Annotated in this window: 18 protein-coding genes and 1 tRNA gene; 6 read left to right on the top strand and 13 right to left on the bottom strand. The window is 66.4% G+C overall.

Annotated features, from left to right (window positions below; genetic code table 11):
• Positions 1-29: 29 nt before the first annotated feature.
• The 3 genes from ABFP37_RS06905 to ABFP37_RS06895 form a co-directional block, all read right to left on the bottom strand.
• Entirely contained in the window at positions 30-1,097 is a 1,068-nt protein-coding gene (locus ABFP37_RS06905) for a tRNA (adenine-N1)-methyltransferase (RefSeq protein WP_078027782.1), read from the bottom strand.
• A gap of 132 nt (positions 1,098-1,229) precedes the next feature.
• On the bottom strand, positions 1,230-2,387 hold the full coding sequence (locus tag ABFP37_RS06900) for a site-2 protease family protein (RefSeq protein ID WP_347033086.1): 1,158 nt from the start codon (positions 2,385-2,387) through the stop codon (positions 1,230-1,232).
• 11 nt (positions 2,388-2,398) lie between these two features.
• Positions 2,399-3,127, bottom strand: coding sequence for an HAD family phosphatase (locus ABFP37_RS06895; protein WP_347033085.1), 729 nt, complete (start codon positions 3,125-3,127; stop codon positions 2,399-2,401).
• Between the two features lie 180 nt (positions 3,128-3,307).
• Here ABFP37_RS06895 and ABFP37_RS06890 point away from each other — a divergent pair, with 180 nt between their 5' ends.
• Positions 3,308-4,216 carry a PAC2 family protein gene (locus ABFP37_RS06890; protein ID WP_078027779.1) on the top strand — a complete coding sequence of 303 codons (909 nt, stop codon included), beginning with the start codon at positions 3,308-3,310 and terminating at the stop codon, positions 4,214-4,216.
• 21 nt (positions 4,217-4,237) lie between these two features.
• Here ABFP37_RS06890 and mshC read toward each other — a convergent pair whose 3' ends face one another.
• On the bottom strand, positions 4,238-5,515 hold the full coding sequence (mshC, locus tag ABFP37_RS06885) for a cysteine--1-D-myo-inosityl 2-amino-2-deoxy-alpha-D-glucopyranoside ligase (protein WP_347033084.1): 1,278 nt from the start codon (positions 5,513-5,515) through the stop codon (positions 4,238-4,240).
• A gap of 15 nt (positions 5,516-5,530) precedes the next feature.
• Positions 5,531-6,364 carry an undecaprenyl-diphosphate phosphatase gene (locus ABFP37_RS06880; protein ID WP_347033083.1) on the bottom strand — a complete coding sequence of 278 codons (834 nt, stop codon included), beginning with the start codon at positions 6,362-6,364 and terminating at the stop codon, positions 5,531-5,533.
• A gap of 50 nt (positions 6,365-6,414) precedes the next feature.
• Between ABFP37_RS06880 and ABFP37_RS06875 the strand changes: the two genes are divergently transcribed.
• Entirely contained in the window at positions 6,415-7,359 is a 945-nt protein-coding gene (locus ABFP37_RS06875; RefSeq protein WP_078027776.1) for an aldo/keto reductase, read from the top strand.
• A 45-nt stretch (positions 7,360-7,404) separates the two neighbouring features.
• Here ABFP37_RS06875 and ABFP37_RS06870 read toward each other — a convergent pair whose 3' ends face one another.
• Positions 7,405-7,674 (bottom strand): hypothetical protein, encoded by a 270-nt coding sequence (locus ABFP37_RS06870; RefSeq protein WP_078027775.1) that lies wholly within the window; start codon positions 7,672-7,674, stop codon positions 7,405-7,407.
• Between the two features lie 39 nt (positions 7,675-7,713).
• Here ABFP37_RS06870 and ABFP37_RS06865 point away from each other — a divergent pair, with 39 nt between their 5' ends.
• Complete coding sequence (locus tag ABFP37_RS06865) at positions 7,714-7,947, top strand: DUF5703 family protein (RefSeq protein ID WP_078027774.1); 234 nt, start codon at positions 7,714-7,716, stop codon at positions 7,945-7,947.
• A 63-nt stretch (positions 7,948-8,010) separates the two neighbouring features.
• Here the strand turns inward: ABFP37_RS06865 and ABFP37_RS06860 are convergent, their stop codons facing one another.
• Together ABFP37_RS06860 and ABFP37_RS06855 are read right to left on the bottom strand one after the other, a co-directional pair.
• Positions 8,011-9,171, bottom strand: a complete 1,161-nt coding sequence (locus ABFP37_RS06860) for an acyl-CoA dehydrogenase family protein (protein WP_347033082.1) — start codon at positions 9,169-9,171, stop codon at positions 8,011-8,013.
• Positions 9,172-9,182: 11 nt separating this feature from the next.
• Complete coding sequence (locus tag ABFP37_RS06855; protein ID WP_078027772.1) at positions 9,183-10,487, bottom strand: M20/M25/M40 family metallo-hydrolase; 1,305 nt, start codon at positions 10,485-10,487, stop codon at positions 9,183-9,185.
• A 192-nt stretch (positions 10,488-10,679) separates the two neighbouring features.
• Here ABFP37_RS06855 and ABFP37_RS06850 point away from each other — a divergent pair.
• Positions 10,680-10,762, top strand: a tRNA-Leu gene (locus ABFP37_RS06850).
• 118 nt (positions 10,763-10,880) lie between these two features.
• Here the strand turns inward: ABFP37_RS06850 and ABFP37_RS06845 are convergent.
• Genes ABFP37_RS06845 through ABFP37_RS06835 form a run of 3 tightly spaced genes read right to left on the bottom strand, consistent with a single transcriptional unit; the run spans position 10,881 to position 13,233 of the window.
• Positions 10,881-11,555, bottom strand: a complete 675-nt coding sequence (locus ABFP37_RS06845) for a DUF1345 domain-containing protein (protein ID WP_078029424.1) — start codon at positions 11,553-11,555, stop codon at positions 10,881-10,883.
• Complete coding sequence (locus ABFP37_RS06840) at positions 11,552-12,484, bottom strand: cytochrome c oxidase assembly protein (protein ID WP_078029423.1); 933 nt, start codon at positions 12,482-12,484, stop codon at positions 11,552-11,554. Before ABFP37_RS06840 ends, ABFP37_RS06845 begins: the two co-directional genes overlap by 4 nt.
• Positions 12,485-12,486: 2 nt before the next feature.
• Positions 12,487-13,233, bottom strand: a complete 747-nt coding sequence (locus tag ABFP37_RS06835) for a VTT domain-containing protein (protein WP_078029422.1) — start codon at positions 13,231-13,233, stop codon at positions 12,487-12,489.
• A gap of 167 nt (positions 13,234-13,400) precedes the next feature.
• On the opposite strand from ABFP37_RS06835, the gene ABFP37_RS06830 reads away from it, so the two are divergent.
• The gene (locus ABFP37_RS06830) at positions 13,401-14,705 is read left to right on the top strand and encodes a macrolide family glycosyltransferase (RefSeq protein ID WP_260680747.1); all 1,305 of its coding nucleotides are present in this window, start codon (positions 13,401-13,403) and stop codon (positions 14,703-14,705) included.
• 245 nt (positions 14,706-14,950) lie between these two features.
• Here the strand turns inward: ABFP37_RS06830 and ABFP37_RS06825 are convergent, their stop codons facing one another.
• Positions 14,951-15,580: a crosslink repair DNA glycosylase YcaQ family protein gene (locus ABFP37_RS06825; protein WP_221937557.1), complete on the bottom strand. Its 630-nt coding sequence runs from the start codon at positions 15,578-15,580 to the stop codon at positions 14,951-14,953.
• Between the two features lie 161 nt (positions 15,581-15,741).
• Here ABFP37_RS06825 and ABFP37_RS06820 point away from each other — a divergent pair, with 161 nt between their 5' ends.
• Positions 15,742-16,080, top strand: a complete 339-nt coding sequence (locus ABFP37_RS06820) for a hypothetical protein (protein WP_078029420.1) — start codon at positions 15,742-15,744, stop codon at positions 16,078-16,080.
• Between the two features lie 21 nt (positions 16,081-16,101).
• Here ABFP37_RS06820 and ABFP37_RS06815 read toward each other — a convergent pair whose 3' ends face one another.
• A complete protein-coding gene (locus ABFP37_RS06815; RefSeq protein WP_078029590.1) occupies positions 16,102-16,566 on the bottom strand; it encodes a GatB/YqeY domain-containing protein in 465 nt (154 codons plus the stop codon).
• Positions 16,567-16,751: the final 185 nt, after the last annotated feature.

Raw genomic sequence — 16,751 nt, 5'->3', positions numbered from 1 at the left:
GGTACTGCTGACGACATCCGAAATGCGGACTAGTTTGTGATCTCCGGATCATCCTTGACGTTGGTGCCCGCGATGGCGTCCCTGGCCGCGCGCCGCAGTTTCTTGTCAGAAACCAGGCGTTCTCCCACCGCGCCCGGTGTCCAGGCGTTGACGTCCTCTTCGTTGAAGTCCGTCTTGGACGGGCGCCGCTTTACGGAGATTCCGGTGACGCCGTCGGCGAGACGGCGGGTGACCAGCAGGAAGCCGGTGTGGGCGACCATCCTGTGGTCCGGGCGTACCGCGAGGCCCTCAAGATGCCAGCCGCGGACCATGGATTCCCAGGCATCCGGTTCGGTGAAGCGGCCGTCCGCGCGGATGGCCTCGGCAGTGCGCGAGAGCTGGGTGACAGTGGCAACGTAGTTGATCCAGACGCCGCCCGGGGCGAGGACCGTGGCGACGGCGTCGAGGCATTCCCATGGGGCCAGCATGTCGAGCACCACGCGGTCGATCGAGCCGGGTTCTTCAGTCCGGACCACTTCCTCTTGGAAATCTCCCAGCGAGATTTTCCAGGCCGGATGCGGGCCGCCGAAGATGGTTTCCACGTTGCCGCGGGCGATCGCGGCGAATTCCTCGCGGCGTTCGAAGGAGTGAAGGTAGCCGTGGTCGCCTACGGCGCGGAGCAGCGAGATGGAGAGCGCACCGGATCCCACGCCGGCTTCCACCACCCTGGCGCCGGGGAAGATGTCCGCCATGGTGACGATCTGGCCGGCATCCTTGGGGTACACCACGGCGGCACCGCGGGGCATCGACAGGACGAAGTCGGACAGCAGGGGCCGAAGGGTCTGGTACTGCTGCCCCACGTTGTTGACCACTACGGAGCCGTCAACCTTGCCGATGATTTCGTCGTGGTTCAGGAATCCGCGGTGGGTGTGGAACGCTCCGCCGGCTTCCAGGCTGATCGTATTCATGCGCCCGCGCTCGTCCGTCAGCTGGACGCGTTCACCTTCGCGGAAGGGGCCTCGCCGCCGGGCAGCGCCGACCGGCTGATCCCCCGTGCCGGCCGTCCCGGCGTCCGGCTGGGCAGTGCTGGTCCCGTTGGCGGCAGATTCGCTGCTCATGAATATTCCTCGCTCCTGTAAAGCTGTGTTTGCCGTGCCCCGTAGCGGCGCGGCGGGGGTGCGCCGTTTATCGGCTGCCGATTTCACGACCGGCACGTAACTCTACCGGTTCCGGTCCTGCGGCCGGGTGTTTTAGCGGGTTGCCTTGCCTGTAATGACCGTCACCACGGTGGACTGGCGCAGGAGACCTGTGACCCGGCCCTTGTGGTCGATCACCGCATAATCGTGGCCCTCCAGCTGGGCGAGATACTGGAGCAGTTCCTGGCCCTTGGACCACTCCGGCACATAGGCCCCGGCCCCGAGGACGGGGGCTACGGCGCTGGCCGGCGTGGCCGCCGCTGCCGACGCCGGAACCGCCGCCAGCGCCGCCGGGTCAACCACGCTGGTGGGCCTGCCGTCCGGTGCGTAGAGTACGACGGCGGGCCCGCCGCCCGCTGTCACCTGGAGGACGTCGGCGACAGTCGCCGATTCAGGAAGTCCGACCGCCGGTTCAGCCAGTGCTGCGGCGCTGACGAGGTGCAGCCTGCTGCGCAGGCGGCCCTGCTGGATGGAGGCGGAAGCGCCCATCCAGAGGAATCCGCACACCAGCACGGTAATGAGCATGGTGCTGGTGTCCGGTTCGCCTCCGCGGAGCAGCGGGAGGGCAACGAACCACAGGGCCAGTGCGATCACGATGATGCGCCCGCCCCAGCCCGCGGCGATGGTGCCCTTGGCGTGGCTGCCGGTGACCTTCCAGACGGCGGATTCCACCAGCCTGCCGCCGTCCAGCGGCAGCCCGGGCAGCACATTGAAGATGCCGATCACGAGGTTGGCCCAGAGGAAGATGTTGGTCAGGATGTCCGCCACGCCGGTCGGGTGGAGGGAAGAGACCACAAGCCAGGTCGCACCCGCCAGCGCGAAGTTCGCGGCCGGGCCGGCCAGCGCCACGAGCACGGAACGCCCTGGCGTGGCCGTGAAGCTCTCGAATTGGGTGTGGCCGCCCCAGAGGTTGAGGACGATCTTCTCGCTGGGCCAGCCGTACATCTTCGCCGTCAGGGCGTGGGCCAACTCGTGGACCAGCACCGAGATCAGCAGAAGCAGGGCGTAGGCGAAGGCCACGTAGTAGGCTCCGGCACCCAGTGCGGGGTTTCTGAACGCCAGCACAGGTCCGTAGGCGGCCACGGTGAAGGCGGCGATAACAAACCAGGAATAGGCAAGGATGACGGGAATGCCAGCAATCCTGCCCAGCGGGATGCCTTCGCCAAAGCTGCGGCGCCGGGGCCGCTGTCCGGTTGAAGCGGGATCAGACACGGGCTGGCTCCTTAGTTGACGCTGTCCAGCGTTGAGGCGCGGGCATGGGTCCCGTGCCGAAGCGCAACAAGCTCCTCAAGGTCTGCCACGGTGCGGTTTTCCAGGGAATCCCACATGGCCCGGCGGGGATCTTCGGGCAGCGGCACGATGTGCGGAATGGCGACCGTCACCGCTCCGGACGCCACGGCGGCCGCGACGCCGGGGGCTGAGTCCTCCAGGGCCACGCAGTGTGCCGCGGTGAGCCCGGGGTCTTGGCGCTGCAGCAGTTCGACGGCCTTGAGATACGCCTCCGGGTGCGGTTTGCCCTGCGTGACGGTGTCGCCGGTCACCAGGAACTCGAAGTAGGGCCGCGGAAGGCTCTCAACGATCTCCCGGGCGAGGGGTGTCTCTGACATGGTCACAAGGGCACAATGCACGCCGGCGGTGAAAAGTTCATCGAGGAGTTCGCGGGCACCGGGCCGCCACGGGACGTGGCGACGCACCCGGCTGATGACCTGCGCCGTCAGCGTGTCGATGATTTCCCGGACCTCCAGCTGCACGCCGGCACGCTGCAGGATGCCGGCGGAATGGACCAGCGATTGTCCTACGAGCTGCATGGCCTGCTCATGGGACCACGTTCCGCCATGGGCCTCAACGAGGCCGTGTTCGGCCTCAATCCAGTAGGGTTCGGTGTCGACGATGGTGCCGTCCATGTCCCATAAAACGGCTTTGAGCAGGGGCTGTGCGGCAGAAGATTGCATGGTCCCCAGTCTACGGGGCGGCTGCACGGCGCTTTCCCCGACGGGCCCCGCCTACGCCCTCGGCGAATATCAGCGGGACTGTGCGGCGTCCCGGGCCTCCCCGGCCGCCCGGCGCCGTTGTCTGTATCTATGGCGGTTCATTGAATGCATCGGGAACGGTTGTGGACGTAGGGTGAAGGGATGAATAGCTTCGACGACGGAGACACCACCGAACCGGCCGCCGAGCCTGAGACGGAGCAGCTGCTGCAGCCCGTTCCCGAGGGCCAGCGCATCACGGTGATGCTGGCTGCCTTCGAAGGCTGGAACGATGCCGGGGAAGCCGCCAGCGATGCGCTGCGCTACCTGAACAAGCTCTGGGGCGGCAAGAAGGTCGGATCCATTGATGCCGACGAGTACTACGACTTCCAGTTCACCCGGCCCACGGTCAGGCGCACGGCGTCCGGCGAGCGGAAGATCAAGTGGCCGTCCACCCGGATCTACAAGGCCAGCGCGCCCGGGACCAACGTGGACGTGATTTTCATCCAGGGCACCGAACCGTCGTACAAATGGCGGGCCTATACGGCAGAGCTGCTGGTTCATGCCGAAGCCCTCCACGTGGACTACGTGATCCTTGTGGGTGCACTGCTCGCGGACGTGCCGCACAGCCGGCCCATCCCGGTCAGCACCTCAACCGATGACAGCGCCCTGCGCGAGCGGCTGAACCTGGAGGCCTCGCAGTACGAAGGTCCCGTGGGCATCGTGGGAGTGCTCTCCGAGGTGTCCCTGCTTGCGGGCATTCCCACCGTGTCCCTCTGGGCCGCAGTGCCCCACTACGTGGCGCAGGCTCCGTCGCCCAAGGCCCAGCTCGCCCTCCTTAACCGCATCGAGGAACTGCTGCAGGTACCGCTTGATACCCATGAGCTGGCCGAGGAGTCCGATGCCTGGGAGCGCGGCGTCAACGAACTGGCCACCGAAGACCCGGAAATCGCGGCATACGTGCGGCAGCTGGAAGAAGCGAAAGACACCGCCGACCTTCCTGAGGCCAGCGGCGAGTCCATCGCCCGGGAATTCGAGCGCTACCTCAAGCGCAGGGGTAAGGATAAGCCTTAGGGCCTCGCGCCGGGTTATCCCTTAGAGCTCGACGCCGAGCAGCGAGTTGACGGCGTCGCTCACCAGGGCCCGGTCCGCGGCTGAAGCCGCATCTCCGCCTGCCAGCGCCAGCGCTGCCCAGCTGTCCACGGCCGCCAGGGCAGCGGGTGCATCAAGGTCGGCGGAGAGCGATGCACGCATGTCCGCCATAAGGGGTGCTGCCGACCCGGCGGGCGCCACTGCCAGCGCCGAGCGCCAGCGTTCGAGCCGTTCTTTGGCCTCCGCAAATCCTTCGGCCGTCCAGGACCAGTCCGAGCGGTAATGGTGTGCCAGGATGGCCAGCCGGATGGCTGCCGGTTCCTCGCCTGCGGCCCGCAGCTTGGACACCAGCACGAGGTTGCCCTTGGACTTGCTCATTTTTTCGCCGTCCAGGCCGACCATTCCGGCATGGGCAAAGTGCTCCGCCAAAGGCACGCCGGAGAGTGAGTAGGCGTGACCGGCGCCCATTTCGTGGTGCGGGAAGACGAGGTCCGAGCCCCCGCCCTGCACGGTGAACGGTGCGGGCAGGTACTTCTGGGCTATCACCGTGCACTCAATGTGCCAGCCGGGCCGCCCCTCCCCCAGTTGGCCGCCGTCCCAGCGGGGTTCGCCGTCGCGCGCAACGCGCCAAAGGAGGGGATCCAGGGCCTGGCGCTTGCCGGCACGGCCGGGATCGCCGCCGCGCTCCGCGAACAGCTCAAGCATTTCGGATTCCGGCAGGCCGGAAACCGCGCCCAGCGTCCAGGCGTCGACGGTGACGGCATGCTTTCCGGCGGCCTCGACGTCGTAATATACGTCCCCGTCTGGCTCGCCCGGTGTGCCGGTGACGCGGTACGCCAGTCCGTCCTGGAGGAGCTGCTCGATGGCGGGGACGATCAGCGGCATCGACTCTACGGCGCCGACGTAGTGGTCGGGCGCCAGCACGTTGAGCGCTTCCATGTCGGTCTGGAACAGCTCAATCTGGCTGGCCGCGAGCTCGCGCCAGTCAACGCCGGTAGCGGTGGCGCGTTCCAGCAGCGGGTCATCGACGTCCGTCACGTTCTGGACGTAGGAGACCTGCTGGCCGCCGTCGCGCCAGGCCCGGTTCAGCAGGTCGAAGGCGACGTAGCTGGCGGCATGACCCATGTGGGTGGCGTCGTACGGGGTGATTCCGCAAACGTACATCGACTGGTCGCCGTCGGCCTGGAGTGTCACGACACCGCCGGCGGCCGTGTCATAGAGACGGAGGGCGGGCATGGTGCCCGGCAGTTCAGGAACGGGGCGGGATATCCAGGACTTCACAGCCCAAGCCTAGTGCTAGGCGCTGATGACATTGAAACCGAGCAGCAGATACAGCGCCAGGCCGAGGAAAATGCGGTACCAGACAAAAAGCCGGTAGCTGCGCGTGGAAATGAACTTCAGGAACCAGCCGATGATGACGTAACCCACGGCGAACGCAATGACCGTGGCCAGCGCCGTTTCGGGCAGGCCGAAGGGTCCGCTGACCCCGTCCTTGGACACCACTTTGAACAGCTGGTAGAGGCCGCTGCCGAACACGGCGGGAATGGCCAGGAGGAATGAGTACCGGGCAGCCGCCTCCCGTGTGTAACCCATGAGGAGGCCCGCCGTGATGGTGCCGCCGGAGCGGGACACGCCGGGGATCAGTGCCATGGCCTGGGCGAGTCCGTAGAAGATGCCGTGCTTGTACGTGAGGCGGGTGAGATCCCGGTCCTGCTTTCCGACCGCGTCCGCCACGGCCAGGATGAGGCCGAACACAATGAGGGTGGTGGCCACGATCCACAGGCTGCGCAGCACGGACTCGATCTGGTCCTGGAACAGCAGGCCCAGGACGATGATCGGCAGGCTGCCAAGGATCACAAGCCAGCCCATCCGGGCATCGGGGTCCTGGCGGGACACACGCCCCGTCAGGGATCCGAACCAGGCCATCACGATGCGGACAATGTCGCGCCAGAAGTAGACGATCACAGCGGTCTCGGTGCCGAGCTGCGTGATCGCAGTGAAGGCTGCCCCGGGGTCCGCCGCGTTCGGCAGGAAAGACCCCACGATCCTGAGGTGGGCGCTTGATGAAATAGGGAGGAATTCGGTCAGTCCCTGCACAAGACCCAGCAGGGCCGCTTCAATCCAGTTCACGGTTCGACCCTACGTCATGATGCCGGTCGTTTCCCCGTAAGCTTGCTGCTATGCAGCAGCGTTACATCGGCAACAGCGGGCTACGATCATCGGCCCTGTCCCTCGGCACCATGACATGGGCCCGCGAAACGGATGACCAGGATGCCTCGGAGCTGCTGCGGACCTTCGTGGATGCCGGCGGCACGCTTGTGGATACGGCGGCCTCCTACGCGGACGGGCAGGCGGAAGCCTTGCTGGGCGCCTTGCTCGGCGACGTCGTCTCCCGAACGGAAGTGGTCATCTCAACCAAAGCCGGCGTGTCGCCGTCGGACGGACGGCAGAAGGTGGACGCGTCGCGGAACGCGATGCTCTCCGGGCTCGACGCCAGCCTCGCCCGGCTGGGGACCGACTATGTCGACATCTGGTTCGCCCAGGCGTGGGACCCCAATGTTCCCCTGGATGAGACTCTCTCCGCGCTGGAGTTCGCGGTCCGCAGCGGCCGTGCCCGCTACGCGGGCATCTCCAACTACAACGGCTGGCAGACGGCCAAAGCCGCGGCCGTGGCAGGATTCCCGCTCGTGGCCAACCAGTCGGAATACTCGCTGGTGCGGCGGCAGGCCGAGGCCGAGCTGATCCCGGCGGTCGAGGATGCCGGCCTGGGGCTGATGGCCTGGGCTCCGCTGGGCCGCGGCGTCCTGACGGCGAAGTACCGCGGCCATGTCCCGGCCGACTCTCGGGCTGCCGGAACCAGGCTTGCCACGTACGTGGAACCGTATCTGGAACAGCCGGCGTCGCGCGTCGTGGAGGCCGTTGCCATGGCCGCCCGCGGACTGGGCAGGTCGTCCCTGGATGTGGCGCTCAGCTGGCTGCTCACGCGGCACGGCGTGGCCACGGCCGTCGTCGGCGCCCGAACCCCGGTGCAGCTCAAGGAGATCCTGGATTCACAGCTGACGCCGCTGCCCGCGGAGATTGCCCGGGCGCTCGAGGACGTCTCCAGCAGCTCCCCGGCCCTCTAGGACCTGCTCAGTCCCGGGGCTCCGGCCAGGCACTTAAAGCTGGACTCAGTCCTCCAGGATCTCGAGATCCTCGTCGTCGTCCACTTCGTTGCCTTCGTCTTCGTCGTCTTCCTCGTCATCGAACACCTGGAGCGGCGTCACTTCGTTGTATGCCTCATAGAGGGCGTCCTCGTAGACTTCGAAAGCATCAGCAACTGCAAAGAAAGCAGCTTCCACGGAGGGGTCACCATCACCCCGGCGGTTTGAAGCTGCAACAAGATGTTCTTCCAAAGCGGCGGTCAAGGACTGAAGCGCGACACGCGGATCGATGCTCATGCCTTCACGTTAGCGGGAAAAGGACGAAAATGGAGAGCAATGAAGGAACATTTTCTGACCAGCTCGGTCCTGCGGGAACGGGACTACGTGAGGCAGTACGAGTACCTGGTACTGACGGTCAGTCCTGACGATTCACTGCCCGAAGCACGCCGCCGGCTGGTTGAACATTCGGAGTACGGCAAGTGGGAGTTGGAGCGCAGCAGGCTGTACGTGGGCGGCGGCAGACGTTTCTGGCTGCGGCGCCGGGTCACGCAGGTGCAGCGCACCGTATAGCCCTAGGTGCCCAGCCGGGCCCCGCGGAGCCCGTTCCCGGGCCTCGGGTGCAAGGCCCGGGTGCTAGTCCGCGAGCGGGCCGAGCCACGCGTTCGCAACCGTGTTGTGCGCCGACTCGTCATCCGACGGATGGAACATTCCGGCGAGCACATCGCGGTAGAGCCGCTCGAGCTCGGAGCCGCGGAAATAGCTTGAGCCCCCGGAGACGCGGATGGCCAGATCCACCACGGTCCGCGCCGTTTCAGTCGCACGCACCTTAAGTCCGACGAGCTTGGGGAACCATAGGCTTCCATGGTCCACCAGCCGGTCAACGTCTCTGGCGACCTCCGTGAGCTGGGGGGAGAGCGCCTCCATCGCCATGGCTGCTTCCGCCACCTTCCAGCGGATGTCCGGATCCTGGGCGAGGCTGCGTCCCCCGTTCTTGAAGGACGTCCTGCGCTTGGCAGCCTCGACCCCCAGGGCGAGGGCACGCTCGCCGATGCCGGCATAGACGCCGGCAAGGAGCGTCTCAAAGCACGCGAAGATGGCGAAGATCAGCGGATCCGCGTTGGGCCCCACCGGCAGCTTCCGGAAGATGCGGTCCGCCGGCACCCCGGCGCCGTCCAGCACGGTGGTGTTGGACTGGCTGGCGCGCATTCCCAGCGTGTTCCAGTCATCGACGATCCTGTACCCCGCCGCGCCGCGCTCCATGAACCCGTGCACCAGTTCGCCCTCGCCGCCGCGGGCCGCGCTGTCCTTGCCGAAGATCCCCAGGCGGGTCCAGGCCGGCGAGAGGCTCGTGAAAATCTTCGTGCCGGTAAACGTATAGCCTCCATCCGGGCGGGGCTTCGCTTCCGTCAGGGAATCGAAGAGGACAGAGTCGTTGCCGGCCTCGGAGTTCCCGAACGCGAAGATCTCCCCGGCTGCTGCTTCCCGCAGCACGAAGTCGAGCGAGGTGTCGCCCCTTTCGGCGAGGACACGCGCCACCCCGGTCCAGACCAGATGCATGTTGACGGCAAGCGCCGTGGCCGGGGCCGCCGTCGCCAGCCGCCGCTGGCACCTGGCGGCCGCTTCGAGACCAAAGCCCGCTCCGCCGTCGGACTCCGGAACAAAAAGCTTCAGGTATCCTGCAGCGGCGAGCTCCGCAAGATCTTCGGAGAAGAAGGCATTACTCTCGTCGTAGCCTGCGGCCCTGCCGCGGATGCGTTCGAGCAGATCGTCGGGCAGCAGCTGTTCGGCGTCCATGGGGCGGCGGCTCAGTAGTTGGTGAGCAGGGTGTTCAGGACCCTTGCGCCGAACTTCAGTGACTCGGCAGGAACCCGTTCGTCCACGCCATGGAACATCCCTGTGAAGTCCAGATCGTCCGGCAGCTGGAGCGGCGCGAAGCCGTAGCCGGTGATGCCCAGCTTGCTGAGGGCCTTGTTGTCGGTTCCGCCGGACAGCGTGTACGGCAGGACCTTGGCCCCGGGGTCCTCCGAGTGCAGGGCATCGATCATGGAGTCCACGAGGTTGCCGGAGAAGGGCACCTCGAGGGAGACGTCCTGATGCACGTAGCTGACGTCCACGCCGCTGCCGGCCAGCTCGCGCACAATTTCGAGCACCTGCTCCTGCTGGCCGGGAAGGGTCCGGCAGTCCACCAGGGCCTCGGCCGATTCGGGAATGACGTTGTGCTTGTAGCCGCCCCTCAGGAGGGTGGGGTTGGAAGTGTTCTGCAGCGTGGCGCCGACGAAGCGGGCCACGGTGCCCAGTTCCTTGAGCAGCATCTCCGGGTTGTCGGGATCGAACTCCACACCGGTGAGTTCCGTGACGCCGTCGAGGAACTGCCGCGTGGTGGCCGTCAGCTCGATGGGCCACTGGTATTCGCCGATGCGGGTCACGGCCCCGGCGAGGCGGGTGATGGCGTTGTCGGTGCTGATCTGCGAGCCGTGGCCTGCCCGGCCGTGGGCCACAAGCCGCAGCCACGAGATGCCCTTCTCCGCCGTCTGGAGAAGGTAGGTGCGCTGCCCGCCGATGGTGGCGGAGAATCCGCCTACCTCCGAGATCGCCTCCGTGGCCCCTTCGAACAGCTCCGGGCGGTGCTTGACGGCGAACTGGGAGCCGTGGACGCCCCCGGCCTCCTCATCGGCAAAGAAAGCAAAGACGATGTCCCTCTTGGGCTTGCGGCCCGTCCGGGCGAAGTCCCGCAGGACAGACAGGATCATGGCGTCCATGTCCTTCATGTCCACGGCGCCGCGGCCCCAGATAAGCCCGTCCTTCAGTTCGGCGCCAAACGGATCCACCGACCATTGCTCCCGAAGTGCCGGAACGACGTCCAGGTGCCCGTGCACTACCAGCGCGCTTGCGGAGGGGTCCTCCCCCGCCAGCCGCGTGACCACGCTGGCCCGGCCCGGCTCCGATTCGAAGATCTCAGCTTCCAGGCCGACCTCGGAGATCAGGCCGGCCGTATATTCGGCGGCGGCCCGTTCGCCCGGCCCGGAACCGTCCCCGAAGTTGGACGAGTCGATGCGGATGAGCTCCTGGCAGATAGTGACGACTTCATCCTCTGGCCGGATGTGAGACATTGGTCACTCCTTATATCGTGGGGAATGCGGATTCAGGCGGCTGTGGCGGGTTGTGGCCACCGGAACGCGTAGGTTCAGCCTACCCAGTCGGCCCGATTCCATGTTTCCCCAAAGTTCGTGTTAGAGTTTTTCTCGCTGCTTCGGAGAGATGCGAAACGCTGAAAGGCGGAACGGGTCACCGAATTACCACCTGCGCGGGTGGCGGAATGGCAGACGCGCTAGCTTGAGGTGCTAGTCCTCGAAAGGGGGTGGGGGTTCAAGTCCCCCTCCGCGCACAACGGGAAAAGCCCCCGGAATCCACGGATTCCAGGGGCTTTTTCGTGCCCGCACTCACCTGCGCTGCCGAAGAGCGCAGCGAACGACGAGCTGCCGCCAGCTCCCTCGGGCAGGCCTTCAGCGGACCAAGCCGGAGACGAGGTTGATGGTGGTGGCCAGCACAATGGCTCCCAGCAGATATGACAGCAGGGCGTGGCGCAGCACGGTGCCGCGGATGGCGTCGGTTTTCAGGTCGGTGTCGGAGACCTGGAAACACATGCCGACGGTGAAGGACAGGTAGGCGAAGTCCAGGTAGCGCGGCTGCCTGTCCTCGTTGAAGTCCACCCCGGACTTGTCCCGGTAGTAAATCGACGCGTAGCGCAGGGCGAAGAGCGTGTGCACCAGGAACCAGGACAGCGCCACGCTGCCGAGCGCCAGGGCGATGATGGCCGATTTCCCGCCGCCTTCCGTGGTGGAGGCGTCGAGCAGGATCAGCGCGACCCCGCCGAAGCTGGCAATCGTTGCTGCGAGCACGAGGGCATCCGAGGCGGCCCGGCCGGGATCGTCGCGCCGGGAGTGCGCCGCTGTGGCCCCCGCGTTCAGTCCGCCGATGATCGACCAGACCCAGACGAGGTAGGTGGCGCAGGCGGCACCCCAGCCCGTCGCGGGCGCGTAGGACCACGATTTCAGGAATCCGACGGCCACAGCCGCACCGATACCGACGACGGCCATCACCAGGAGCCGAAGACGCGAATGATGGGCCGGCTTGTCGTACTCCGTCGGCTGGTGCCCTGCCCTGTCAGTTGTGCTCATGGTCCGATCATTCCAGCTCCGCGGTCCGGAACCCGGGCGGCGGCCTGGCCGAGTCCGGTCAAATGCTGCCGGTTCAGGGCGTCCAGCTCGTCATCGGTGAGGTCGTCGAAGGTCCGGGCCTCGCGGCGGTCACTGCGGGCGAAGCGGACGAACATCAGGATGATCAGCGGCAGGTCGACGATTTCGGCGATGAACCACAGCAAGTCTCCGGCCATCTGCTGGTCGCGCAGAGGACCGGGCTGCCAGCTGGGGCGTCCGGCCGCGGCCCGCCCGGCCCCGTCCATGATCCCCGGGCTGAGCCGCATCAGGATTCCGGGCACGGCGTCGGCCAGGAGCTCGATGAAGACGTAGATGAACTCGACAATGATCAACGAACTGATTGCCTTCGTTGACGCGTCCTCGATGATCGGCACCGCCATCAGCATCCCCAGCAGGGGCACGAATATGGTCAGCAGCACGTCCCAGAGCGTGCTGGTCCGCAGGGTGTAGAACAGCGGAGTGAGGAACAGGCTGAAGATGCCCAGCCCCAGCAGGGCAGCAACCAGGGTGTTGCTCAGGCAGCGCACCACGGCGTGGTCCAGGATTCTCTCCAGCCGCGAAGCCCCCGCAGTGCCCAGCGAGGTCCGGGCCAGGGTAAGCGGCCTGCCCGCCGCCACGAGCAACGGGACGACGAAGAGGTAAGAGGTGACCTTCAGCGTGAAAACCCAGCGGAGATCGTGGCTGTAGACGCCCGTGAAGCCGCAGCTGAGCACCGTGAAGCTGCCCAGGCCCAGCACGTAAAACGTCACCGTCCGCCACCACGGCCACGTGATGCCGCGCCTCGCGGCCGCCCGGACTCCGCGCGCGTACAACACGGCGGCCAGAAGCAGCAGCGCAAGGGCCGGCCAGTTGAGCGTCCAGGAGCGCCAGACGACATCCCACGTTGGCATGGTCAGTTCCTCCTTGCCACTTCTTCGGCTGGCGCCTCGTCCGAGGCGTCCCCGCTGAACACGGCGCCCTCGTCAGCCTCATCGCCGTCGCCGGCCTTTTTGCTCCGGCGGTGCTTGAGGTATTCGATGCCCCATGGCACTACGGACACCACAACCATGACTACGGCGATGATGTCGATGTTCTTGGCGACTATGTCGAAGTGCCCCAGCCAGGTGCCCAGCAGCGTGACGGACGTGGCCCATGCCAGGGCTCCGACGATGTTCCACAGCGAGAAGGACTTGTAGCCGTAGCGGGCGATCCCCGCGCTCAGCGGCGCATAGGTCCGCACGATGGGAACGAAACGGGCCAGCACAATGGCCGGTCCGCCGTGGCGGCGGAAGAAGTCCTCGGTCTTGTCCAGATGGGACGTCTTCAGGATTTTGGCGTCGTCCTTGAACCAGCGGCGGCCGAACTTGCGTCCGAGCAGGTAGCCCACCTGGTCCCCCGCCACCGCCGCCGCCGTGATGACGCCGATCAGCACCGGCAGTGCCAGGTTCAGCTCCTGGTGAAGGAGTCCGGCAGTAAAGAGCAGGGAGTCGCCGGGCAGGAACGGGAAAAGGACACCGGATTCGATGAAGACCATCAAGGCAATGACAGAGAGGGTGGCCGGCCCCAGGCCCTGAAGGAGGGCTGCCGGGTCCAGCACGGAGGGACTCCCTGCGGACGATGCCACGGCAGGTGCAATCGCTAGGGCATGAAGAGTGTGCATCGAACCACCCTCGCCCGCGGTCTCTAAGAAAACCCTAAGAAACCGGCGCAGGGACCTGAACCGCCTGTACGAGGACGACGTCGTCGAGGCGGTCAGGATTGAGCGCTGAGCAGACTCATGGCCATCCGAACGGCACGTACGTACGATGATTGAAGGCCCGGAATCCGGTGCGGTCAGCTTGGCCGGAGGATGGGGTTGTCCCGGCCCGCCGGAGGTGCAGCGCATTGCATTTCGCTTTCATTTGCCTGCCCGCCGCGGGCCATGTGAATCCGACGTTGCCGGTGGTTGCCGAGCTCGTCCGGCGCGGCCACCGTGTCACGTATGCGACCTCGGCGAAGTATGCGGGCGCTGTTGAGTCTGCCGGCGCCGCCTTTTTTGAGAGTGGAGAGGACCTGGCCGCGCAGTTTCCCCGGTTCGGCAGTCCTGGTCAGGGCGCCGGCGCTGCATCCCCACAGGCGGGGATGCTGGCGGGATTGGCGTCGGGGATGATGTCTGGACTAGTGGAGCGGCTGCTGGAGCGTGCGAGGGAGGAGTTCCCCGCCCTGTTGGCCCGTTTGGCCGCGGACCGGCCCGACGCCGTGTGCTACGACGCCATGACACTGGCCGGAAAGATGGCAGCCATGAAACTTGACCTGCCCGACGTCGCGTTGCTGCCGAGCTATGCAACCAACGAACATTTCTCCGTGCGGGAGCTGATGCCGGCCCGTGCGCCGGAAGAAATGCTGGCAGCGTGGAAGCGGGTCCGCCGGCTGATCGATGATTTCGCAGCAGAGCAGGGCCTGGACGATTTCACCTTCATGGAAGGCCCGTCGGCGTCGTTGAATATCTGCTTCATCCCCAGGGAATTCCAGCCAGCCGGCGACACCTTTGGCGCCAGCTTCCACTTTGTGGGACCTTGCCTTGGCCAAAGAACGGACGAGAACACATGGCGGCCCGACCGGCAGTCCGCGCCACTGGTCTTCATTTCGCTGGGCACCACACCGCTGAACGACCGTGCCGAATTCTTCCGGATGTGCCTGGAGGCATTCGCCGGCACCCCGTGGCAGGTGGCCATGGCCATTGGCGACCGCACCGGGGTGGCCGAACTGGGGGACATACCGGACAACGCTGACGTCCGCGCGTTCTTTCCCCAGCTGGAAGTCCTCCGCCATGCCGACGTGTTTCTCTCACACACGGGGATGAATTCCACCATGGAGGCCCTGTACTTTGGAGTGCCTTTGGTGGCCTTTCCGCTGCAGCCGGAACAGGAAGCCAATGCCCGCCGCGTCGAGGACCTGGGACTGGGACGCCGCCTGCCCGCCGAATCGCTCACACCCGCCCTGATCCGCACGGTCATCACCGAAGTCAGTGACGACCAGGAAATCCGGCGAAACCTGGAGACCATGAGCCAGCGCGTCCGCGGAGCTGGAGGACCAGCGGAGGCCGCCGACGCCATCGAACGCTACCTGCACGGCGGGCGCCCTTCGGCGTAGCTCTTGCGCTGCTCCCCGGCCGGCGGCCTGCGCCTCAAGCGTGGGCTCGCGCCCGAATCGGTCCGATGGCCAGGCTCGCATCGGCTCGGAGGAAGCCCCCGATGCGGTCAGCCTGTGCCATCAGTTCGTCCTTCTGGGGCGTTCTCAGCGGCCGGAACAGTTCGGCCGTGATTTCGACTCTGCGCCCGGACCGGCGTTGGTGCCACAGTCCTCCGACCACGCCGTCAATCAGCACAACCGGAAAATTACCGGCCTGCCCCCTGGACAGCCCCCGCTGGGCGGCCTCCCCGGCGAAGAGCCGATCGCGGGGCTGGGAGCCCACGATGAAGGCATCGAAGAGCGAATGCTGCCTGCGCCAGGACAGCGCGCCAGCGCGGCCACATCCCGTTGAACGCGGGCATGACCAGCTCACCAGCCCACGGCCCCGTTTGTGCGACGACGGCGTCGCCGAGTTCTGCCGCGGTGAGCTCGGCCGCCCGGAGCGCATCGGCTATCGCGAAAATGACTTCCTCCGCCTGCGCCAGAGTCAGGAACCGTTGCTGGACCGCTGCAGGGAGCGGAATTGCGCCCAGAGCTGCTGTCCAGAGGGGGAGGTCCTCGGCAGGCAGCAGGTGAACGGTGCCGCGGGGTCCGTACGTCTTGACCAGGCTTCGCTCGTCCCCCAGGCCCCGACGGATCTCCTCCTGGGAAATGCCCAGCGAGCGTATCCCGGTGGACAGCTCCGCGGCCGAGGGGACTTGGGCGTGTGCCCCGCACATGGCCCTCACGATATCGGCCGGGCGGCTGTGCCCGGCGGGCGGGACAAGCCCGTTCCGCTCCAGCCGCCGGGCGCAGACCTCAGCCCACGAAAACGCCTCTGGCTTCCGAATGCTCATCCCTGCAGTGTTCCTTCGACGCCTTCCCGAGACAATGGGGCGCGGGTTCCCCTCCACCTGTCGTTCAGGGTCACACGCCCCGCGATGCCATCGGGGCGTGTGACTACACCACTACCCCACCCACTCTGGAGCTCCGTCAGCACCGGGCTTAGGGTGGTGCCATGGCTGATGCGTATTCCTCTCTCCTCGAAGCGTTCAAGAACGTTGGTGCGGCCAGAGCCTACGGCGCTCCGGTCAGGCTCGACGACGGCGAAGAGTTCGTGCCGGTCGCCCTGGTTTCGTTCGGGTTCGGCGGCGGCACCGACGCCGAACCCGACGGCGCAGGTGCTTCGGGCGGAGGCGGGGGCGGCGTAGTCATCCCGCTCGGCGTTTACAGCCGCGGCAGCGGGGGCAGCCCTGTGTTCCGGCCTAACACGATTGCGCTTCTGGCCGGCCTCGTCCCTGTCGTGTGCGCTGCGGGTTTTGCGGTTCGCGGAGCTATTCGGGCGCTGCGTCCGTAGATGCCTGGCCACACCAGAGGGCTACCCCAGCCGGCTGCGAACGATCTCGCTGACGGCCTTGCCGTCGAAGCGCCCGGCGACCTTGGCCGTGACGGGCTTCATCACGGCGCCCATGTGCCGGATGGACAGCTCCGCCCCTTCGGCTTTCAGGGCGTCGATCGCCTCGTCAACTATTCCTTCCACCTCCGCGGCAGTCAGCGGCTGCGGCAGGTACGCCTCGATGACCTCGGCTTCTGCGAGTTCGGCGGCGGCACGCCCGTCCTCGCCGGCCTCCGTGTAGATGCGCGCCGTGTCATGGCGCTTCGCGGCTTCCTTCTGCAGCAGAGCAGTCACCTGGGTGTCATCCAGTTCGGTTGGCGTCTTGCCCGACTTCTCACGCGTTTCGATCTCGCCCAGCACATTGCGCACCGTGGTGAGCGCCACCCGGTTGCCGTCCTTCATGTGGACAACGACGTCAGCGTGCAGGCGTTCCTTCAGGGTGCTCATGGTTTTCGTCCTTTCAACAGCGTTCAGTAGTTCAATGGTGTACCCGGCCACGGGTTCCCACTAGGACCCAGCCCGCGGCGGCCGCGTCGCCGCACCGGCCGGGGCACCGCTCCCGGTTCACCGGCATGCCGCAGCCGGAAGGCGCAAATTTCCGGTTATGGTTGTGAGGGTTGGGGGCCACCACC

The sequence above is a fragment of the Burkholderia sp. RS01 genome, assembly GCF_039748055.1.
GTDB lineage: Bacteria > Actinomycetota > Actinomycetes > Actinomycetales > Micrococcaceae > Arthrobacter.
The sequence above is the reverse complement of the archived record's forward strand: the minus strand, read 5'-3'. Positions and strand labels throughout refer to the sequence as shown.